The 19,032-nt window shown below is 72.4% G+C and carries 15 protein-coding genes; 4 read left to right on the forward strand and 11 right to left on the reverse strand.

The features are described from left to right. Positions 1-69: 69 nt before the first annotated feature. From QRX60_RS26890 to QRX60_RS26910, 5 genes are read right to left on the reverse strand one after another with little or no spacing between them, the layout of a single operon-like run. Positions 70-1,521 (reverse strand): purine-cytosine permease family protein, encoded by a 1,452-nt coding sequence (locus tag QRX60_RS26890; protein ID WP_285994214.1) that lies wholly within the window; start codon positions 1,519-1,521, stop codon positions 70-72. Then, the gene (locus QRX60_RS26895; RefSeq protein WP_285994215.1) at positions 1,518-2,882 is read right to left on the reverse strand and encodes an aminobutyraldehyde dehydrogenase; all 1,365 of its coding nucleotides are present in this window, start codon (positions 2,880-2,882) and stop codon (positions 1,518-1,520) included. Before QRX60_RS26895 ends, QRX60_RS26890 begins: the two co-directional genes overlap by 4 nt. Continuing rightward, positions 2,879-4,531: a thiamine pyrophosphate-binding protein gene (locus QRX60_RS26900; protein ID WP_285994216.1), complete on the reverse strand. Its 1,653-nt coding sequence runs from the start codon at positions 4,529-4,531 to the stop codon at positions 2,879-2,881. Before QRX60_RS26900 ends, QRX60_RS26895 begins: the two co-directional genes overlap by 4 nt. Beyond that, positions 4,528-5,472, reverse strand: coding sequence for an agmatinase (gene speB / locus QRX60_RS26905; RefSeq protein ID WP_286003703.1), 945 nt, complete (start codon positions 5,470-5,472; stop codon positions 4,528-4,530). The genes QRX60_RS26900 and speB overlap by 4 nt, the downstream gene beginning before the upstream one ends. 38 nt (positions 5,473-5,510) lie before the next feature. Then, on the reverse strand, positions 5,511-6,959 hold the full coding sequence (locus QRX60_RS26910) for a sodium:solute symporter (protein WP_285994217.1): 1,449 nt from the start codon (positions 6,957-6,959) through the stop codon (positions 5,511-5,513). Positions 6,960-7,065: 106 nt separating this feature from the next. On the opposite strand from QRX60_RS26910, the gene QRX60_RS26915 reads away from it, so the two are divergent. The 3 genes from QRX60_RS26915 (at position 7,066) to QRX60_RS26925 (ending at position 10,536) form a co-directional block, all read left to right on the forward strand. Next, a complete protein-coding gene (locus QRX60_RS26915; RefSeq protein WP_285994218.1) occupies positions 7,066-8,574 on the forward strand; it encodes a PucR family transcriptional regulator in 1,509 nt (502 codons plus the stop codon). A 163-nt stretch (positions 8,575-8,737) separates the two neighbouring features. Beyond that, positions 8,738-9,415: a response regulator transcription factor gene (locus tag QRX60_RS26920; RefSeq protein ID WP_285994219.1), complete on the forward strand. Its 678-nt coding sequence runs from the start codon at positions 8,738-8,740 to the stop codon at positions 9,413-9,415. After that, positions 9,412-10,536, forward strand: a complete 1,125-nt coding sequence (locus QRX60_RS26925) for a sensor histidine kinase (RefSeq protein ID WP_285994220.1) — start codon at positions 9,412-9,414, stop codon at positions 10,534-10,536. The genes QRX60_RS26920 and QRX60_RS26925 overlap by 4 nt, the downstream gene beginning before the upstream one ends. 56 nt (positions 10,537-10,592) lie before the next feature. On the opposite strand, the gene QRX60_RS26930 is transcribed toward QRX60_RS26925, so the two are convergent. Both QRX60_RS26930 and QRX60_RS26935 read right to left on the reverse strand, forming a co-directional pair. Next, on the reverse strand, positions 10,593-11,660 hold the full coding sequence (locus QRX60_RS26930; protein ID WP_285994221.1) for an alpha/beta hydrolase: 1,068 nt from the start codon (positions 11,658-11,660) through the stop codon (positions 10,593-10,595). Further along, positions 11,654-13,183 carry a twin-arginine translocation signal domain-containing protein gene (locus QRX60_RS26935; protein WP_285994222.1) on the reverse strand — a complete coding sequence of 510 codons (1,530 nt, stop codon included), beginning with the start codon at positions 13,181-13,183 and terminating at the stop codon, positions 11,654-11,656. Before QRX60_RS26935 ends, QRX60_RS26930 begins: the two co-directional genes overlap by 7 nt. A gap of 69 nt (positions 13,184-13,252) precedes the next feature. Between QRX60_RS26935 and QRX60_RS26940 the strand changes: the two genes are divergently transcribed. Next, entirely contained in the window at positions 13,253-13,681 is a 429-nt protein-coding gene (locus QRX60_RS26940; RefSeq protein WP_285994223.1) for a hypothetical protein, read from the forward strand. On the opposite strand, the gene QRX60_RS26945 is transcribed toward QRX60_RS26940, so the two are convergent. From QRX60_RS26945 to QRX60_RS26960, 4 genes are all read right to left on the reverse strand, one after another. Continuing rightward, on the reverse strand, positions 13,678-15,789 hold the full coding sequence (locus QRX60_RS26945; protein WP_285994224.1) for a 3-hydroxyacyl-CoA dehydrogenase NAD-binding domain-containing protein: 2,112 nt from the start codon (positions 15,787-15,789) through the stop codon (positions 13,678-13,680). The genes QRX60_RS26940 and QRX60_RS26945 overlap by 4 nt on opposite strands. Continuing rightward, a complete protein-coding gene (locus QRX60_RS26950) occupies positions 15,789-16,979 on the reverse strand; it encodes a thiolase family protein (RefSeq protein ID WP_286003704.1) in 1,191 nt (396 codons plus the stop codon). The genes QRX60_RS26945 and QRX60_RS26950 overlap by 1 nt, the downstream gene beginning before the upstream one ends. A 129-nt stretch (positions 16,980-17,108) precedes the next feature. After that, positions 17,109-17,738 carry a DUF998 domain-containing protein gene (locus QRX60_RS26955; protein WP_285994225.1) on the reverse strand — a complete coding sequence of 210 codons (630 nt, stop codon included), beginning with the start codon at positions 17,736-17,738 and terminating at the stop codon, positions 17,109-17,111. Between the two features lie 84 nt (positions 17,739-17,822). Further along, positions 17,823-19,022 carry a YncE family protein gene (locus QRX60_RS26960; RefSeq protein WP_285994226.1) on the reverse strand — a complete coding sequence of 400 codons (1,200 nt, stop codon included), beginning with the start codon at positions 19,020-19,022 and terminating at the stop codon, positions 17,823-17,825. Positions 19,023-19,032 lie beyond the last annotated feature (10 nt).

Consider the following 19,032-nt stretch of genomic DNA (forward strand, 5'->3'; position numbering starts at 1 on the left):
GGTCCCGGATGTAGTGAATGACTCATTCCTGTCGTCAGACGACAGGAATGAGTCATTCACTACACGTGGTCAGGCCTCGGCGGGGACCGTGAGGACGGCCGTCGGCGCCGGTACCGAGCCGAACACCTCCGGTGGCTCCGGGAACAGCTTCACCAGCACCGGATAGGCCACCGCGGCGGTCACCAAGGTCACCAGCAGGCTGATGTCGACCCCGCCCGCGACGTCCCGCAACGGTCCCGCGATCATCGGCGTGTTCGCGCACAGCAGGCCCAGCGCCGTCGCCGGGACCCAGGCCGCCATCGCGCGCCAGTTCACCCCGCGGGCGAACCAGTACCGCCCGCCTCGGCGGCCCTCGTTGAACACCTGCAGGTCCGCCACGTCGTAGAACCCGCGCCGCTGGACGAAGCCGATCATCATGATCACCATCCACGGCGACGTGCACAGCACGATCAGCGTGGCGAACGCGTTGATGCTCGACACCATGTCCAGTGCGAAGTTGCCGACGAAGATGAACGCCACGCTCAGCGTCCCGATCAGCAGCGTCGCCTGGACGCGGGACAGCCGCGGGAAGATCGAGCTGAAGTCCAGGCCCGTGCCGTACAGCGACGTCGTGCCCGTGGACAGGCCGCCGATCAGCGCCACCACGATCAGCGGGATCGCGTACCAGAGCGGGGAAACCGCCGTCAGGCCGGTGATGTAGTCGGCCGGGTCGGCGACCAGTGTCGCCGTCGCGATGCCGAAGCCGAACGGCAGCAGCGTCGCCACCTGGGCCAGGAACGGTGCCGCCAGCAAGGAACGTTTGCCGAAAGAAGAAGGGATGTAGCGGGCCCAGTCGCCGAGGAACGCGCCGAACGAGATCGGGTTGGCCAGCGCCGTCAGCGCCGCCAGGGTGAACGTCGGCCAGAACGTGCCCAGCGCGTACGTCCCGGTGCCCGCGTACCCCGGGTCGAACGTGCCGCCGTACGCCACCACGCCGAGCAGCATGATCGCCGTGCCGAGCACCACCGCGACCCGGTTCACCAGCAGCATGAACCGGTAGCCGTAGATGCACACGACGAGCGTCGCGACCGCGATCACGCCGTACGCGACCGCCCGCAGCGCCGCGCCGCCGTCGAAGCCGAAGAGCCGTTGCGCGGCCCCGGCGACGGCGTCCCCGCTGACCCAGACCGAGATCGCGAAGAACGTGATCGCCGTCAGCAGCGAAAGGAACGACCCGACGCAGCGGCCGACCACGCCGAAGTGCGCGCCGGACGACACCGCGTTGTTGGTGCGCGTGCGCGGCCCGAACAGCGCCATCGGCGCGAGCACGAGCCCGCCGACGACCACGCCGAGCGCGGTCGCCAGAGCCGCGTCGCGGAAGCTCAGGCCGTACGCGATCGGCAGGGTGCCCAGGATGATGGTGGCGAACGTGTTCGCGCCGCCGAACGCCATCCGGAACAGGTCACGCGGGCGCGACGTCTGCTCCGCCGGCGGGATCGGCGCGATCCCGTGCCGTTCGACCTCGGTGATCTTGTCGCTCATGCGAACCTCGTCATCACGTGCTTGACGCGGGTGTACTCGGCGAAGGCGTACGCGGAGAGGTCCTTGCCGTGCCCGGAGTGGCCGAACCCGCCGTGCGGCATCTCGGCGACCAGCGGCCCGTGCGTGTTCACCCACACGCACCCGAAGTCCAGCTCGGCCGACACCCGTGCGGCGACGCCGAGGTCGTTCGTCCAGACCGACGACGCTAGGCCGTAGGGCACGCCGTTGGCCAGCGCCACGCCTTCTTCTTCGTCCGAAAAGGACTGGACCGTGACGACCGGCCCGAAGATCTCCTCCTGGACGATCTCGTCGTCCTGGCGCAGCCCCGAGACCACGGTGGGGGAGAAGTAGAAGCCCCGGGAGCCGAACCGCGTCCCACCGGTCTCGACGCGGGCGTGCGACGGCAACCGCTCGATCAGACCCTCGACGCGCGAGAACTGCGCAGCGCTGTTCAGCGGGCCGAAATCGACTCCCGGCGTCTGCGCCGAAGCGACCTTGGTCAGCTCGCGGACGAAGTCGTCGTGGATCGAGGCGTGCACCAGCACCCGGCTGCCCGCGGTGCAGTCCTGGCCCGCGTTGTAGAACGCGGCGCCGACGATGCCTTCGGCCGTCGAGGCGAGGTCGGCGTCCGGGAACACCAGCAGCGGTGCGTTGCCGCCCAGTTCCAGGTGGGTGCGCTTGAGGTCGGCGGCCGCCACGGTGGCGACGTCGATGCCCGCCCGCGTCGACCCGGTGATCGAGACGAGTTCGGTGAGCGGGTGGCGGACCAGGGCACGGCCGGTGTCGCGGTCGCCGGTGAGCACGGTGAACGCGCCCGGTGGCAGGAACTCGGCCGCGATCTCGGCCAGCAGCACGGCGGTCGAGGGCGTCGTCTCGGCCGGCTTGAGCACCACGGTGTTGCCCGCGGCCAAGGCCGGTGCGATCTTCCAGACCGCCATCATGAGCGGGTAGTTCCACGGCGCGATCTGCGCGCAGACGCCCACCGGCTCGCGGCGGATCACCGACGTGTGGCCCGGCGCGTACTCCCCGGCGGCCGTGCCTTCCAGCTGCCGCGCGGCGCCGGCGAAGAACCGCAGCGCGCTCACGCACTCCGGGATCTCCTCGTCCAGGACGACGGACCGGATCTTGCCGGTTTCGCGCACTTCGAGGTCGGCGAACTCGGGGGCCCGCGCTTCCAGGGCGTCGGCGATCTTCAGCAACGCGAGCTGCCGCTGTGCGGGGGTGCTGCGCCGCCACACCGCGAACGCCCGCGCGGCGGATTCGAGTGCGGCGTCCACATCGGACTGTTCGGCGATCGTGCTGGTGCCGAACACCTCGCCGGTCGCCGGGTCGGTCAGGTCGAGCGTGCGGGCGTGCGTCATGCCTGCTCCAGGTGGGTCGGCGCGAACAGCTTCAGCAGGGCGGGGAGGACGACCACGGACGGCCCGGGTGTGCGCAGCGCTTCGGCCAGGTCCGCACCCACCGTGTCCAAAGAGGACAGTTTCGCGGGTACGCCGAAGGACGACGCCAGCGCCACGAAGTCGGGCCGCGCCAGCTCGGTGGCCGTGGTGTGGCCGAAGGCGTCGGTGAGGTACTCGCGCAGGACGCCGTAGCCGCCGTCGTCGACGACCAGCCACGTGACGTCGAGGCCGTGCTGCACCGCGGTGGCCAGCTCGGCGACGCCGTACATCGCGCCGCCGTCGCCGGACACGGCGAGCGTGGCACCGCCGGCGGCCGCACCGCCGAGCGCGCCCGGCAGGCCGTAGCCCAGCCCGCCCGCACCCTGCGCGGTGTGGATCGGCGCGCCCTCGGGGTTCCACGCCGACCAGGCCCAGTACGCGGCGATCGTCATGTCCCAGTACGTCTGCGTGCCTTCGGGCAGCGCCGCGCGGATGTCGTCGATCAGCTTGCGCTCGACGGCCAGGTCCTGGCCGGCCAACCGCGACTCGACGCGGGACAGCAACCCCGAGACGGCGGCTTCCGCCCGGCCGTCGGACGGTCGCATCGGCACCCACTCCAGCAGCGCCTGGAGAGTGAGCCGGACGTCGGCGTGGATGCCGAGACCGGGGTAGTTCGACTCCAGCTTGCCGAGATCGGCCTCGACCTGGATCAGCCGGCCGCGCGGGGCGAACTCGCGGTAGTTGCTGGACAGCTCGCCCAGCCCCGAGCCGAGTACGAGCAGCACGTCGGCGTCCGCCAGGAACTCCGTGGTGTGCCAGTCCTCCAGCCACGACCGCCCGGACAGCTCGTGGTCCCAGCCGAAGACACCCTTGCCGCCGAAGGTCGAGATCACCGGGGCGCGCAACGCCTCGGCCAGCGCCGTCAGCTCGGCGTGTGCGCCGGACCGCAGGGCCCCGCCGCCGGCGAGGATCACCGGGTTCTTCGCCGCCGCCAGCAGGTCGGCGGCCGCGGTGACCAGCTCCGGCAGGGGCTCCAGAACCGGGGGAGTGGCCGCCACCGACGTGATCGGCGGGATCCCCGCCGGGCCGAGCAGCACGTCCTGCGGGATCTCGACCCACACCGGGCCGTACGGCGCGGTCGCGGCCGACGTCCAGGCCTCGCGCAGTGCGGTCGGGATCTGGCTGGTACGGCGCACGACGTGCACCGACTTCACGACGTCCCGGAAACTCGCCTGCTGGTCGGGCAGCTCGTGCAGGTAGCCGTGCCGCCCGCCGCCGAGCCCGGCGACCGGGACCTGGCTGGAGATCCCGAGCACCGGCACCGAGGCGGCGCGGGATTCCTGCAGGGAAGCCAAGGTCAGCAGCGCGCCCGGGCCGGTCGACACGACCAAGGGCGTAACCGGCACCGGGCCCTCGGGGTCCGCCGCGAGCCGCGCCCGGGCGTGCCCGTCGGCGGCGAAGGCGAGGTTGTTCTCGACGCGCCCGCTGATCACGCGCAGGTCGCCGGCGCGCCGCAGCGCTTCGAACAGGCCCAGCGCGTGCTGGCCCGGCAGGCCGAACACCGTGTCGGCGCCCAGCGCCCGCAGGGTCTCCACGACGACGTCGCCGCCGATGCGGTCGGAATCGGTCATTCGCTCTTCCCCAAGGACAGCAGGCTCACCAGGTCGTAGGCGACGTGGGAGGCCGCGATGGCGGTGATCTCGGCGTGGTCGTAGGCCGGGGCGAGCTCGACGACGTCCGCGCCGATCAGGTTCAGGTCGCGCAGCCCGCGCAGGATCTCCAGCAGCTCGCGGCTGGTCATCCCGCCGGCCTCGGGGGTGCCGGTGCCGGGCGCGTGGGCCGGGTCGAGCACGTCGATGTCGACCGAGACGTAGAGCGGCCGGTCGCCGATGCGCTGCCGCAGCGCGTCGACGGTCTCGGCGACCCCGCGGCGCAGGACGTCGCCGGAGGTGACGATGCCGAAGCCGAGCCGCCGGTCCTCTTCGAGGTCCCGCTTGCCGTACAGCGGCCCGCGCGTGCCGACGTGCGACAGCGCGCTCGTGTCGAGGATGCCCTCCTCGGACGCCCGCCGGAACGGGGTGCCGTGGGTGTACGGCTCGCCGAAGTAGGTGTCCCAGGTGTCGAGGTGCGCGTCGAAGTGCAGCAGGGCGACGGGTCCGTGCTTCTTCGCGGCGGCCCGCAGCAGCGGGAGCGCGATGGTGTGGTCGCCGCCGACGGTCACCAGCCGCGTCCCGTTCGCCTGCAGCGCTTCGGCTTCCTGCTGCAGCGTCTCGATCGCTTCGCCGATGTCGAACGGGTTGACCGCGATGTCCCCGGCGTCGACGACCTGCTTCTCGGCGAACGGCGAGACGTCCAGCTCCGGGTGGTACGGCCGCAGCAGCCGGCTCGCCTCGCGCACGGCCGCCGGGCCGAACCGCGCGCCGGGCCGGTAGGACACGCCGGAGTCGAAGGGCACCCCGACGACGGCGATGTCGGCGTGGGCGACCTGGTCGATCCGCGGCAGCCGCGCGAAGGTCGCGAAGCCGGCGAACCGGGGGACCCGGGACGAGTCGAGCGGGCCGGCCGGGGGCATGTCGTTCACTGCTGTGCGCTCCTGTTCTCGGTGTGCGGTCAGGCGTCGACCGGTGCGGGGGTGGCCGCTTCCGGTTCCTCGGTCCCGGCGCCGTTCAGGCGGCGGGTCCAGACGGAAAGGATCGAGTCGGACGTGCGGGGCGTGCCGAGGCTGACGGCCAGGTACACCGCCAGGCTCGCGCCGAGCCCCCAGTAGATCGGGGTGTTGGCCTCGACGCCGTCGATGATCATGAAGGCGACGACGGACACCGTGCCGGCGATCATCGACGCGTACGCCCCCTGCCGGGTGCCGCGCTTCCAGAACAGCGCGCCGACGATCGCGACCAGCAGGCCGCCGACCAGGATGTCGTAGGCGATGGTGAGCGCGTCGACGACGTCGTCGACGACCATCGCGATGCCGATCGCGATCAGCCCGAGCACGAGCGTGGCGATCCGGTTGCGGCTGACCTCGCCGCCCTTCTTCAGGCCGAGCTTGCTGAGCAGGTCCGACGTCGTGGTGGTGGAGCAGGCGATCAGCGCGCCGCTCGCGGTCGACATCATCGCCGAAAGCGCGGCGGCCAGCACCAGGCCGCGGACGCCGGTCGGCAGCAGGCGTTCGACGATCGTCGCGAAGGCGTCCTGCGCGCTGGCGAGGTCCGGGTACAGCGCGTGCGCCGCCGTACCGATCAGGGCGCCGGCCAGGCCGTAGACCAGGCAGTAGACGCCGGAGGTGATGCCGCCGGACGTCGCGATCGCCGGGGTGCGGGCAGTGAACACGCGCTGCCAGATGTCCTGGCCGATCAGCAGGCCGAAGGTGTAGATGACGAAGTAGGTGATGATCGTGTCGGTGCCGATCGAGGTGAAGCTGAAGAAGCTCGCGTCGAGCTTCTCGCTCATGCCGGAGAAGCCGCCGGCGGAGCTGATCGCGACCGGCAGCAGGATCGCCAGGATGCCGATGGTCTTGATGACGAACTGGGCGATGTCGGTGAGCGTGATCGACCACATGCCGCCGAGCACCGAGTAGAGGACCACGATCGAGCCGCCGATCGCGATGCCGGCCCAGTTCGGCAGGTCGAACAGCACCTTGAAGATGGACGCGAAGGCCAGCGTCGAGGTGACCGTGAGCATCAGCGTGTAGCCCCACATGACGATGCCGGACACGGCGCTGGTGTGGCCGCCGTAGCGCAGGTCGAGCATCTCGCCGACGGTGTAGACCTTGAGCTTCACCAGCCGGCGCGCGAACACCGCGTGCAGCACCAGGATGCCGACGCCGATGGTGAGCACCAGCCAGGCGCCGGAGATGCCGTAGGTGTAGCCGAGCTTCACGCCGCCGACGGTGGACGCGCCGCCGAGCACGACAGCCGACATCGTGCCGGAGTACATGAACCAGCCCAGCCGCCGCCCGGCGACCAGGTAGTCGGACTTGGTCTTCGCGAGCCGGAGGCCGTACCAGCCGACCCCGAGCATCCCCGCGATGTACAACGCGATCACGGCGTAGTCCCCGGTCACGGCGTCCTCCTTACCTCTTCGGGTGGTGTTCGGGTCACCGTAGGTTCGCCCGCCACCTCTCCGGCATGGGATGATCTGTCCCAAGTCGAGTCGACATGGGGATGAAATGACCCAGAATCCGGACCCGTTGTCCACCGAGGTGAATGTCCCGTTACGGGCGGTCGTCGGCAACCGGGAGCTGGCACTCGACATCGTCCGCGAGACGCTCCGGCCGGGAGCGCTGGACGCCCCGGTGCGCTGGGCCCACGTCAGCGAGTTGCGCGACCCCGCGCCGTACTTGCTCGGCGAGGAGCTGATCCTCACCGCCGGGGTGAACCTGGCCACCGGGCCCGGCGAGGTGGACCAGTACGTCCGCGGGCTGCGCCGGGCCGGGGTCACGGCGCTCGGCTTCGGGCTCACCCCGAACGTCCACGAGACGCTGCCGGAACCGCTGCGCCGGGCCTGCGCGCGGCACGGGCTGCCGTTGCTGGTGGTGCCGACGCGGACGCCGTTCCTGGCGGTCAACCGGGCGGTCTCGGTCGCGCTGACCGAGGCGGGCCAGCGGGAGCAACGGCGGATCACCGCGGCGCGCGAGGCGCTGACCCGGGCGGCGGGCGGCGGCCTGGGCGAGCTGACGTCGTCGCTGGCGGAGCGGCTGCGGTCGTGGGTCGCGCTGGTCGGGGCGGGGGACGTCCTGGCCTCGGCGCACGACGCGCCGTCGCCGCTGCCCCCGGAGGTGCGGGAGCTGGTCGCGACCGTGCGGGCGGGCAGCGGCATCCGCAGCGCGACCACCGAGGTGGGCGACGAGTTCGTGGTGGTCCAGCCGGTGTACCCGCAGGCGACGGCGTCGCACCTGGTGGTCACCGGCCGCGCGCGCCGGTTCGACGGCGCCGACCGGGCGATCCTCGCCGTCGGCGCGGCACTGCTCGGGCTCGTGGGCCGGGCCGGATCGGACGCGGCGGAGCTGGGCGCGGCGGCCACCGGCCTGCTCCTCGGGCGGGCTTCGGCCGGCGAGGTGGCGCGCGAGTTGCTCGGCGCGGACGGCTGCCGCCTAATCGCGGGGGCGCCGTACCGTCGTGGCCCGGACGAGGTGGCGCAGCGCCCGGACTGGCTGCGGGCCCGGCTCGACACCCCGCTGGTCCGGGTGCTGCCGGGGCCGCGGTTCGTGGCGATCGCCGGCCCCTCGCTGCCGGAGCTGGAGGACCTGCGCGCGCACGGCTGGCTCGCGGCGGTGGGGTCACCGGTGCCCGCCGGGCAGCTGGCCGACGCGGTGGCGGAGGCGGAGCTGCTGCTTTCGCGGGCCCAGGCGCTCGGCCGCCCGGTGGTCGCCGGGAGCGGGCCGCCCGACTTCGACGCGCTGCTCGACCCCGGCGCTTCCCGCGGATACGCGGTGAAGCTGCTGGAGCCGCTGGTTTCCCTGGACCGGACGGATCGTGAGCTGGTCCGGACCTTGCGCACCTGGCTGGCCCACCACGGCGCCTGGGAACCGACGGCGGTGGAGCTGGGCGTGCACCGCAACAGCGTCCGGCACCGGATCGCCCAGGTGGAGAAAGCTCTGGACGTGGATCTGGCGGACCCGGAGGTCCGGATGCGGCTGTGGTTCGCCCTCCGGTGGGCCGCACCGGAGGGGCCCTAGCGCCCCAAGGCGGCCTTGGTTGCGTTGAACGCACCCAAGGCGGCCTTCGGTGCGTTGGACGCACCGAAGGCCACATTGGGGCGCTTCGGTCGCCCGGCCCGGCCTCACCGGACGCACGAAGTCCTTAAAGGGCACTCTCAGGAAAATATGGGATTGTGGGCTCGTGCGAGTTTTGGTAGTCGAGGACGAAGAACCCCTGGCCGACGCGATCGCCCGTGGCCTGCGCCGCGAAGGCATGGCGGTGGACGTCGCGCTCACCGGGGACGACGGCCACGAGAAGGCCGCCGTCACGCGGTACGACGTCGTGTTGCTGGACCGGGACCTGCCCGGGATGTCCGGGGACGAGCTGTGCCGGGAGATCGTCGCGTCCGGGGAGCTGACCCGGGTGCTGATGCTGACCGCGAGCAGCTCGGTGTCCGACCGCGTCGACGGGCTGTCGCTCGGCGCCGACGACTACCTCGCCAAGCCGTTCGCCTTCCCCGAGCTGGTCGCCCGGGTGCGGGCGCTGGGCCGGCGCGCCACGCCGGCCGCGCCGCCGCTGCTCACCGCCGGGGACGTCGAGCTGGACCCGGCCAAGCGCACCGTGCGCCGCGCGAGCGGGCCGGTCGAGCTGACGCGCAAGGAGTTCGGCGTCCTCGAGGTCCTGCTTTCGGCCGCCGGTTCGGTGGTCAGCAGCGAGGAGCTGCTCGAACGGGTCTGGGACGAGAACGCCGACCCGTTCACCACGACCGTCCGGGTCACCGTCATGACGCTGCGCAAGAAGCTCGGCGAGCCGGGGATCATCGAGACCGTCGTCGGTTCCGGGTACCGGGTGCCGGAGCCCGGCACGCCGCGCGCGTGAGCCTGCCGGGCACCCGCAGCCTCCGCGCCCGGATCACGCTCCTGGCGACCGTGCTGGTCGCCGCCGTCAGCCTGCTGCTGCTCTGGCTGGCCTGGACCCTGGTGCGGGACTCGCTCGACGCCGTCCCGCAGATGCCGCCCGGCAGCGTGGTGGTCGTCGACGGCGTCCAGGTCGACGCGTCGACGCTCGCGGAGCACCTGCGCGTGCACGCCCGCAACCGGATGCTGCTGTTCGGGTCCGTCGCGTTCCTGCTGGTGGTCGCGGCCGCGGCGATCCTCGCCTGGACGCTTACCTCGCGCGTGCTGCTGCCGCTGCGCGAGATCACCGGCACCGCGCGGCGGCTGTCGGTCGAGTCGCTGGGGGAGCGGATCGGCGAGGTGCGCTCGCGCGACGAGCTGGCCGAGCTGGCGAGCACGTTCGACGACATGCTCGACCGGCTCCAGTCCGCGTTCGACGCCCAGCGCCACTTCGTCGCGAACGCGAGCCACGAGCTGCGGACGCCGTTGTCGGTGATCCGCACCGAGCTCGACGTCACCCTCGCCGACGACGACGCCGACGTGGCCGAGCTGCGCCGGATGGGCGGGGTGGTCCGCGACGCGACCGAGCGCGCCGGGCAGCTGGTCAACTCGTTGCTGCTGCTGGCGCGCACGGACGGCGCCGGGCTCGGCGTCCGCGAGCCGGTCGACCTGGCGGCGGTCGTCGACCGGGCCTGGCGCGCGGTGCGCACCGAAGCGGGGCAGCGCGGGATCCGGGCGACGTTCGCGGTGGGGCCGGCGCCGGCGTTCGGCGACCCGGCGCTGCTGGAGCGGATCGCGGGCAACCTGCTGGAGAACGCGGTCCGCCACAACGTCGAGGGCGGCTGGCTGGAGGTCGTGACGCAGCCGGGGCCGCAGTGGTCGACGCTGCGGGTCCGCTCGTCGGGCGGGCTGGTCGACCCGGCGGCGGTGCCGGAGCTGTTCGAGCCGTTCCGCCGGGCCGGGGTGGCGCGCACGGCGCGGTCGGGCGCGGGTCTGGGGCTGTCGATCGTCCGCGCGGCGGTCGCGGCGCACGGCGGAAGCGTGACGGCGGAACCGATCGTCGGCGGCGGCCTCGGGGTGACCGTCCACCTCCCCGTCCGGTAAGCAGTCTGCCGCGGCTCGTCGTGAGTGGTAATTAGGGTTCCAACCCGAATTACCCCTCACGACCGGGTTAGGGCGAGGCCGGCTCGGAGGACTCCCGCCGCGTGGAGCATGGCCGCGCGGGCGTCCGGGTCGATGCCGACCCGGTTGGCGAAGCCGTGCAGCTGCCCTTCGTGGCGCCGGTGCACCAGCGGGACTCCGGCGGAAGCGAGGCGGAGGGCGTAGGCCTCGCCCTCGTCGCGGAGCAGGTCGAAGCCGCACGTTGCCACGTACGTCGGCGGGAGGCCCGCCAGCTGGTCGTCGTACAGCACCGACGCGCGCGGGTCCGTGTACTGGGCGGGGTCGCGCACGTACTGGTCGCGGTACCAGGCCCATTCGTCCCGGTCGAGGCGGAAGCCCGTCCCGAACTGCCGGTGTGACGCCGACTCGCCGAGCGCGTCCGTCGCCGGGGTCAGCAGCAGGCTGAACGCCGGCCGGGGCAGCTGGCCGCGGGCCGCCGCGTGCGCCACCACTGCCGCCAGGTTGCCGCCGCTGCTGTCGCCGCCCACCGCGAGCCGGGCCGGGTCGACGCCGAACTCGGCAGCGTGGGAAGACACGTACGCGAACGCCGCCACCGCGTCCGAAGCCGCGGCCGGGAACGGGTGTTCCGGTGCCAGCCGGTAGCCGATCGACAGCACCCGGACCCGGGCCTCCTCGGCGAGCAGCCGGCACGTGCCCTCGTGGGTGTCCAGGCTGCCGAGGACGAACCCGCCACCGTGGAAGTACACGATCGCCGGCCCGGGCGCCGGAAGCCCGGCCGGCTCGTACCACCGCAGCTCCAGCGGCCCGCCGGGCCCGGGCCACGACGAGTCGCGCGTCCGGACGCCCGGGCAGATCCCGGCGCCGGCCAGCGCCCCCGCCAGGTTCAGCTCGGCCCGCGCCCGCGGCAGGCTGCCGTTGCGGTGCGGCGCGTCGAACGGCGCGAACCGCGACACCCGCATGAGCATCCGCGCGGTCGGCACCGGCTGCCGCCCGTCCACCACCACCGGCCGGCCCGCGAGCACGCGCAGTACCGGCGAAGGCAGGCGCAGCAGCCACCGCAACCCGGTCATGATCGACCGGACGAGCAGCACTCTTCCGTTCAGCACACGTCCACGAAAACCGGGTTCGCGTACAACCACAAGTCGTCGAACGGGTTCGCCTGTCCGATCGTGTCCGGAGCGGGCTCCGAATCGCGGTTCGACCCGCGGACTCGCAAGTAGAACGGCGAGCGCACGTTCCGGACCGTGTGCCGGAAGACCACCTGCCGCCCCGGCGCCCACCGCGGCTCGAACGACTCGACGACCCGGGTGCCCGGCGCCGTCATCGTGTCGGGATCGGTCACCGGGCCGGTCACCGGGCCCGCGACGACGTCCAGCCGCGCCAGCCGCGGCACCGAGCCGCCGCCGTTGGGTCGCGAAGCCAGCCGGGCCGAGAGCACCAGCGTGACGTCCGAGCCGCGCCGTACCCGCAGCCGCCCGCCCAGCGTCGCCGCGGCACCACCGCCGTACGCGCCGACTTCCAGGGACTGGACCAGCCCGCCGTGCACGCCCCAGACACGCCCGGCCCGCAGGCCCTCCAGGACACCTTCGAGGCTGCGCCGCGTCACCCCGACGTACGTGCGGCTGAACTCCCCGGGGTAGAAGTCCGCGTACGGCGCGAGCAGCTGCGGGGAGCCGGTGTCGACCGGATCCGGGAACTTGCCGTGGGTGTCGTACCAGTCGTCGGCGACCTGCGGGCGCACCAGCGTGTCGCCGCGGTTGTAGTGCGAATCGGAGTTCGTGGTGATCCACCACGGCTTGCCCTCGGCGAGCATCGAGTCCCACAGCCCGCCGACCTTCGCCGTCGCCCAGTCCCAGCCGCCGAACGTCCGGTACGCCTCGGCGGGGAAGCCCGGCCACGAGTTCAGGCCCGGGCCGTTCGCGTAACCGCCGCGCGCGCCGCCGTTGCCGAGCGGCTTCGGGAAGCCGTCGGCCTGCGCGCCGGGCGCGCCCTCCATGCCGATCACGATGTCCGGCGCCGCGTCGCGGTAGGCGCGCAGCTCGTGCGGGGCGACACGGCCGTTGCGCAGCGGGTGGTTGACCAGCACGACCGGCGCGTGGATCCGCCGCGCGCGTTCCTCCGCGGCCAGCCAGCGCAGCGCCCGCAGCGCGAGGGCCTCGTTCGCCGGGCTCGACGCCTCGGAGATCGTCAGCCGCCAGTCGAAGGTCCGCTCGAACTCGCGCAGCTTCGCGGCCTGGTCCGCCCCGGCCTGGAAGAACACGGTCGCGTGCTCGGCCCCCGGGACGTTCCACTCCATGCCGTGCCACAGCAGCAGATCGGGGTACTTCCGCCGGGCGGCGAGGAAGTCCGCCTCCGTCGGCTCGACCGACGCCTTCTCGTGCTCGGCGTGGCCGTGGTCGGTGAAGACGATCCAGTCGGCGCCGTGCGCCCGCCCGCCGCGGGCGATCTGGTCGATCCGGTACATCGCGTCGTACGAGTACTGGCTGTGCGTGTGGTGGTCGCCCACCAGCCACTGGTAGCGGCCGCACAGCCGGTCCAGGTCGAAGTGGCCGGGGGAGGGGAGGGGCACGCCCGCGGCGGCGGCCGCGAGACCGGCGCTCTTGAGGAACCGGCGTCTGTCGGTGGTCACGGCGGGACGCTAAGCCGCCGGAGTGAACGGGCGGTGTCCCGACGGCCAACGTGTGCTGTGATCTTCGGCGTGGAGGAAAAACCGCTGGCCCGCGTGGTGGTCCCGGCGTTCGTGCTGGCACTGGCGGCCGGGGTGGGGCTGGCGTTCGGCGTCGCGGCCCTGAAGCGCCCGCCCGACCTGCCGGTGGACACGAACCCGGCACCGCTGGCCGGGCACACGCTGTGCGCGGCGGTCGTCGTGGTCTTCCCCTCCGACGCCGAAATGCGGGCGGCCGTGCCGTCGTTCCCCGACGACCCCAAGGTCCGGCGGGTGTTCGTGGACCCGCCGTCGGTCTCCCTGCTCGCCGTCCCCGGCACCGACCTGAAGGCCTGGGCGCAGGAGCTGCACGCCCGCTTCCGGACCGCCGAGCGGGTGACGGTGATCGACTCCGACGCGACGGCGGCGCAGCTGAAACTCACTGCGCCGCCGCCGAAGTGCCCTCGTGCGGGCGAGTACTAGGAAGCCGGGACCGAGGCGACGCCCGGGGCGAGGAACGGCTTGCCGTTCACGCGCTCGGACACGCCCGAGCGGTCCAGGTACGGCGTGATGCCGCCGTTCCAGAACGGCCAGCCGGCACCGAGGATCAGGCACAGGTCGATGTCCTGCGCCTCGGCGACCACGCCCTCGTCGAGCATGATCCGGATCTCCTCGGCGATCGCCGCGAGCGCGCGCTCACGCACCTGCTCCGACGTCGACGGCCGGTCGCCCTGCGTCCAGAGTTCGACGACCTCGGGGTCGGGCGACTGGTTGCCCTGGTCGTCCCAGATCCAGACGCCCTTCTTGCCCGCCTTGACGAACTTGGCGAGGTTCTCGGACACGGTGAACCGGTCCGGGAACGCCTCGTGCAGCGTCTCGCCGACGTGCAGCGCGATGGCCGGGCCGACGAGCTGCATCAGCGTCAGCGGGGTCATCGGCAGGCCGAGCGGTTCCAGGGCCCGGTCGGCGACCTCGAACGGCGTGCCCTCGTCGACGGTGACCAGCACCTCGCCGAGGAAGCGCAGCAGGAGCCGGTTCACGACGAACGCCGACGCGTCCTTCACCAGCACGCTGGACTTCTTCAGCTGCTTGCCGACCGAGAACGCCGTCGCGAGCGAAGCGTCGTCGGTCCGCTCGCCGCGGACGATCTCCAGCAGTGGCAGCACGGCCACCGGGTTGAAGAAGTGGAAGCCGACCACGCGCTCGGGGTGCTGCAGCTTCGAGGCCATCGCGGTGATCGACAGCGACGACGTGTTCGTCGCGAGGATCGCCTCGGGGGAGACGTGCTGCTCCAGCTCGGCGAACACCTGCTGCTTGACGCCCAGCTCCTCGAAGACGGCTTCGATGACGAAGTCGGCGTCGGAGAACGCGGCCTTGTCGAGCGAGCCGGAGACCAGCGCCTTGAGCCGGTTCGCGCCGTCCGGGGAGACGCGCTTCTTGGCCAGCAGCTTGTCGATCTCGGCGTGGACGTAGCCGACGCCCTTGTCGACGCGCTCCTGGTCGACGTCGGTCAGCACGACCGGCACCTTCAGGCGGCGCACGAACAGCAGCGCCAGCTGGCTGGCCATCAGGCCGGCGCCGACGATGCCGACCTTGTTCACCGTGCGGGCCAGGGACTTGTCCGGCGCGCCGGCCGGGCGCTTGGCGCGCTTGTTGACCAGGTTGAACGAGTACAGCCCGGCACGCAGGACGTCGGACATGAGCAGCTCGGCGAGGCCGTCCGTCTCGGCCGCGTAGCCGCGGTCGAGGTCGTTCTCGCGGGCCAGCTCCAGCAGCTCGACGGCCTTGGTCGCACCCGGCGACGCGCCGTGCGTGCGACCGTCCACAAGGGACTTGGCGCGGGCGATGGCGGCGTCCCAGCCGGATCCGCGGTCGATCTCCGGGCGGGCCGGGGTGATCTCGCCGTTGACGACCTTGGCCAGCCACAGCAGCGACTGCTCGAGGTAGTCCGCCGAGCCGAAGACGGCGTCGACGATGCCGAGCTCCGCCGTCTGCTTGACGTTGAGCATCTTGTTCTGCGCCAAGGCGTTCTCGATGATCACCGTCACGGCGGCGTCCGCGCCGATCAGGTTCGGCAGCAGCTGCGTGCCGCCCCAGCCGGGGAACAGGCCGAGGAAGACCTCGGGGAACGCGATCGCGGCGGTGTTCTCCGAGAGCGTCCGGTAGTGGCAGGACAGGGCCAGCTCGAGGCCGCCGCCCATGACCGCGCCGTTGATGAACCCGAACGTCGGGATCTTCGTCTCGGTGAGGCGGCGGAACACGTCGTGCCCGGTCTGGGCGATCTCCCGCGCCAGCTTCGGGTCGCTCACGGATTCGACACCCGAGAGGTCCGCGCCGACGGCGAAGATGAACGGCTTGCCGGTGACGGCGATCGCGGCCGGCTCGGCCTCGAAAGCCTTGTCGATCGCCGCGTTCAGGGACACCAGGCCCTGCGGGCCGAAGGTGTTCGGCCGGGTGTGGTCGTGGCCGTTGTCGAGCGTGATCAGGGCGACGGGCTTCTCGAGCCCGGGCACCTTCACGAGCCGCGTGACGGCGTGGGTGACGACCTCGTCCGGGAACGCGGCCTTCGCCTCTTCAGCGGTGAACGTCATTACTTGGCCCCCTCGAACGCCGGGTTCTCCCAGATCACGGTGCCGCCCATGCCGATGCCGATGCACATCGTCGTCATGCCGTACCGGACGTCGGGCCGCTCCGCGAACTGGCGGGCCAGCTGCGTCATGAGGCGGACGCCCGACGACGCCAGCGGGTGGCCGCAGGCGATGGCGCCGCCCCACTGGTTGACGCGCGGGTCGTCGTCGGCGATGCCGAAGTGGTCGAGGAAGGCCAGCACCTGGACGGCGAAGGCCTCGTTGATCTCGAACAGGCCGATGTCGTCGATCGACAGGCCGGTGCGCTTGAAGAGCTTCTCGGTGGCCGGCACCGGGCCGATGCCCATGACCTCCGGCTCGACGCCGGCGAACGAGTAGCCGACCAGCCGCATCGCGACGGGCAGGCCGAGCTCGCGGGCGGTGCCCTCGTCGGCGAGGATCGACGCGGTCGCGCCGTCGTTCAGGCCCGCGGCGTTGCCCGCGGTGATCCGGCCGTGCGGGCGGAACGGCGTCTTCAGCCCGGCCAGGGTCTCGAGCGTGGTGCCCGGCCGCGGCGGCTCGTCCTCGGTGGCCAGGCCCCAGCCCAGCTCCTTGGAGCGGGTGGCGACCGGGACCAGCTCGGGGCCGATCTTGCCGGTCTTGACGGCCTCGGCGTACTTCTCCTGGCTGCGCGCGGCGTAGGTGTCGGTGCGCAGCTTGGTGATCGCGGGGAACCGGTCGTGCAGGTTCTCGGCGGTCTGGCCCATGACGAGCGCGGTCGGGTCGACGAGCTTGTCGGCGATGATCCGCGGGTTCGGGTCGACGCCCTCGCCCATCGGGTGCCGGCCCATGTGCTCGACGCCGCCGGCGATGGCGATGTCGTAGGCACCGAAGCCGATGCCGGACGCGGTGGTCGTGACGGCGGTCATCGCGCCGGCGCACATGCGGTCGATGGCGAAGCCGGGGACCGACTTCGGCAGTCCGGCGAGCAGCGCGGCGGTGCGGCCGATGGTCAGGCCCTGGTCGCCGATCTGGGTGGTGGCGGCGATGGCCACCTCGTCGACGCGCTCGGGCGGCAGCTCCGGGTGCCGCCGCAGCAGCTCACGGATGGCGTTGACGACGAGGTCGTCGGCGCGGGTCCCGGCGTAGATGCCCTTGTCGCCGGCCTTGCCGAAGGGGGTGCGGACCCCCTCGACGAAGGCGACGGTGCGCACGCCCCGCGCGTTCGGCGCGAGCGGCGTTGCTGGTGCGGCCACGAATGCTCCATCAAGTAGACAGGGTGATGCCCGCACGATAGCCCTTGTTACCCGCCGGTAACCAGGGGTGTGGCCCGGTCGAGTGGGCTACGGCACACTCTTGGGCGTCAGCGTCTGCCCCTTGAGCAGCCAGGCGACGCCGAACGCCCACACCGCGACGCTCTCCAGCCACAACGCGGGGTGCAGGTCCGGCACGAGCCGGAGGGAGCTCGTCAGCGCGATGAGCACCAGGCAGGCGAGGATCACGCCGCCGCACACGCGGTACGCGACACCGGCCCCCGGTGGCTGCTCGCCGTCGTGGGGGAACAGCCGGAGACAGAAATACGCCAGCATCAGGAAGAACGTGGCCGCGAACACCAGGTGCAGGACGCCGGACGTCCGGTCCCAGGCCGACACGTCCTGGCCGGGGGTGGTCGGGAAGAGCGCGAGCCCGATCGCACCGAGCCCGGCGACGGTGCTGGCGACGTTGTCGACGAAGTCGTGGCCGTAGTAGGCGAGCAAGAACACCCCGGCGGCGCACATCGAGCCGACGAGGACGTTCCGGAGATCGGTGTAGTAGTAGGCGCTGAGCGACCCGGCGAGATCGCCGCCCTGGAAGACCTGCTTGCCGGCGATCAGCACGACGGGCAGCGCCAGGCCGATGAGCCCGATGGCGCGGCGCAGGTAGAAGTAGGAGTGGACGAGCGTGGTCTGCGGGGATGTGGTCGCCGTGGTCATGGCCGCCTCCGGGGTCGCTACCTCGTTCATCGGCAAGCCGGGGGCGGCCGCTGAAGGGGCGTTACCGCGTGGGCGTCCAGATCCTCAGCCGATCGTTACGCAGCTCGGCGAACGCGCCGGTCGCGGGGTCGTGCGCGGTGGGGCGGAAGCCTGCGGCGAAGCCGATCCGGGCGCCGTCGACCGGGTCCCAGACCTCCAGTCCGGCTTCGGCGGCGACGTAGAGCAGGCCGCCGTGACCCCACATCGGCCCCCGGGGGCCGGCGAACATCCCCGTCCGGCGCCCGGTCCGCGCGTCGTGGAGCTGGACGCCGTCGATCGGCTGGTCGTCGCCGATTTCCTGCAGGGCGACGGTTTCCTCGTCCACCCAGGCCATCGGGACGTCCCAGGGATGCGGAAGGCGAGTGCCTGGCCGTGTTCGGGTGCGTGCCGGTCGCCGGCGAGCCAGGCCGCGCAGTCGAGCACGAGCGGGATCCCCTCGGGCTGCCAGACCCAGCCGTCCGCGAGCAAGGATCGCCCGGACGGGCTCGGCAGCAGTGCGCCGTAGAAGTAGTCGAGGTAATGCTCGGGGTTCTCCTCGCGGGTCGTGACGCGCTCGGTGAGCAGTCGCCCCGTGGCCGCGTCGAAAACGTCGAGCCGGTTCCAGTCGGTGGCGGCGACGACCAGCGGGCCCAGGAACGCGACCGGAAACCGGACCGTCTCGGTGTGGTAGTCCTGCCGGTCCAGCGCCAGCACCACCGCGCCCGAGGCGAGGTCGACGACGACGCCGTGGCGGCCGTAGTCGGTGACCGCGGCGGCGAACCGGCCGTCGGCGGCGGTGTGCAGCGCCGGCGCGGGTGCCTGCCCCGGCCCCGTTGGCGGGGATTCCGCCGGGAGGGCCACGGCGGCGACCCCGTGGGGCGGCTCGTCGGAGCTGATCGCGACGAGCCCGGCATCGGTGCGTGCGAGCCAGCCGTCCGGCAGCGGCGCGAGGCAGCGGTCGTTCAGCGGGGCGACCGCACAGGACGTCGTCGTCCAAGTGCCCGCGAGCTCCCGGTCTCGCCGGAGGATCTCGGGGCTGCCGCGCCAGCCGAGATAGGCGTTGCCTTCGGCGCGTTCGAAGCAGCCGGCGCAGGCGGTGAGCAAGTCGGGGGCTTCACTCTCGGTGCACGCTTGGCACAGCAGGTCGTACCGGGTCGCGACGCCGGTGAGCACGCGGAAGCAGCCCGGTCCGTTGTCGGTGGTGAGGTGGGCGCAGACGCGCGCCCCGGCGGCCGGTGCGAGATGGCCGCACGAAGAAACTTTCACCCACCCAGTA

The sequence above is a fragment of the Amycolatopsis mongoliensis genome, assembly GCF_030285665.1.
GTDB classification, from domain to species: domain Bacteria; phylum Actinomycetota; class Actinomycetes; order Mycobacteriales; family Pseudonocardiaceae; genus Amycolatopsis; species Amycolatopsis mongoliensis.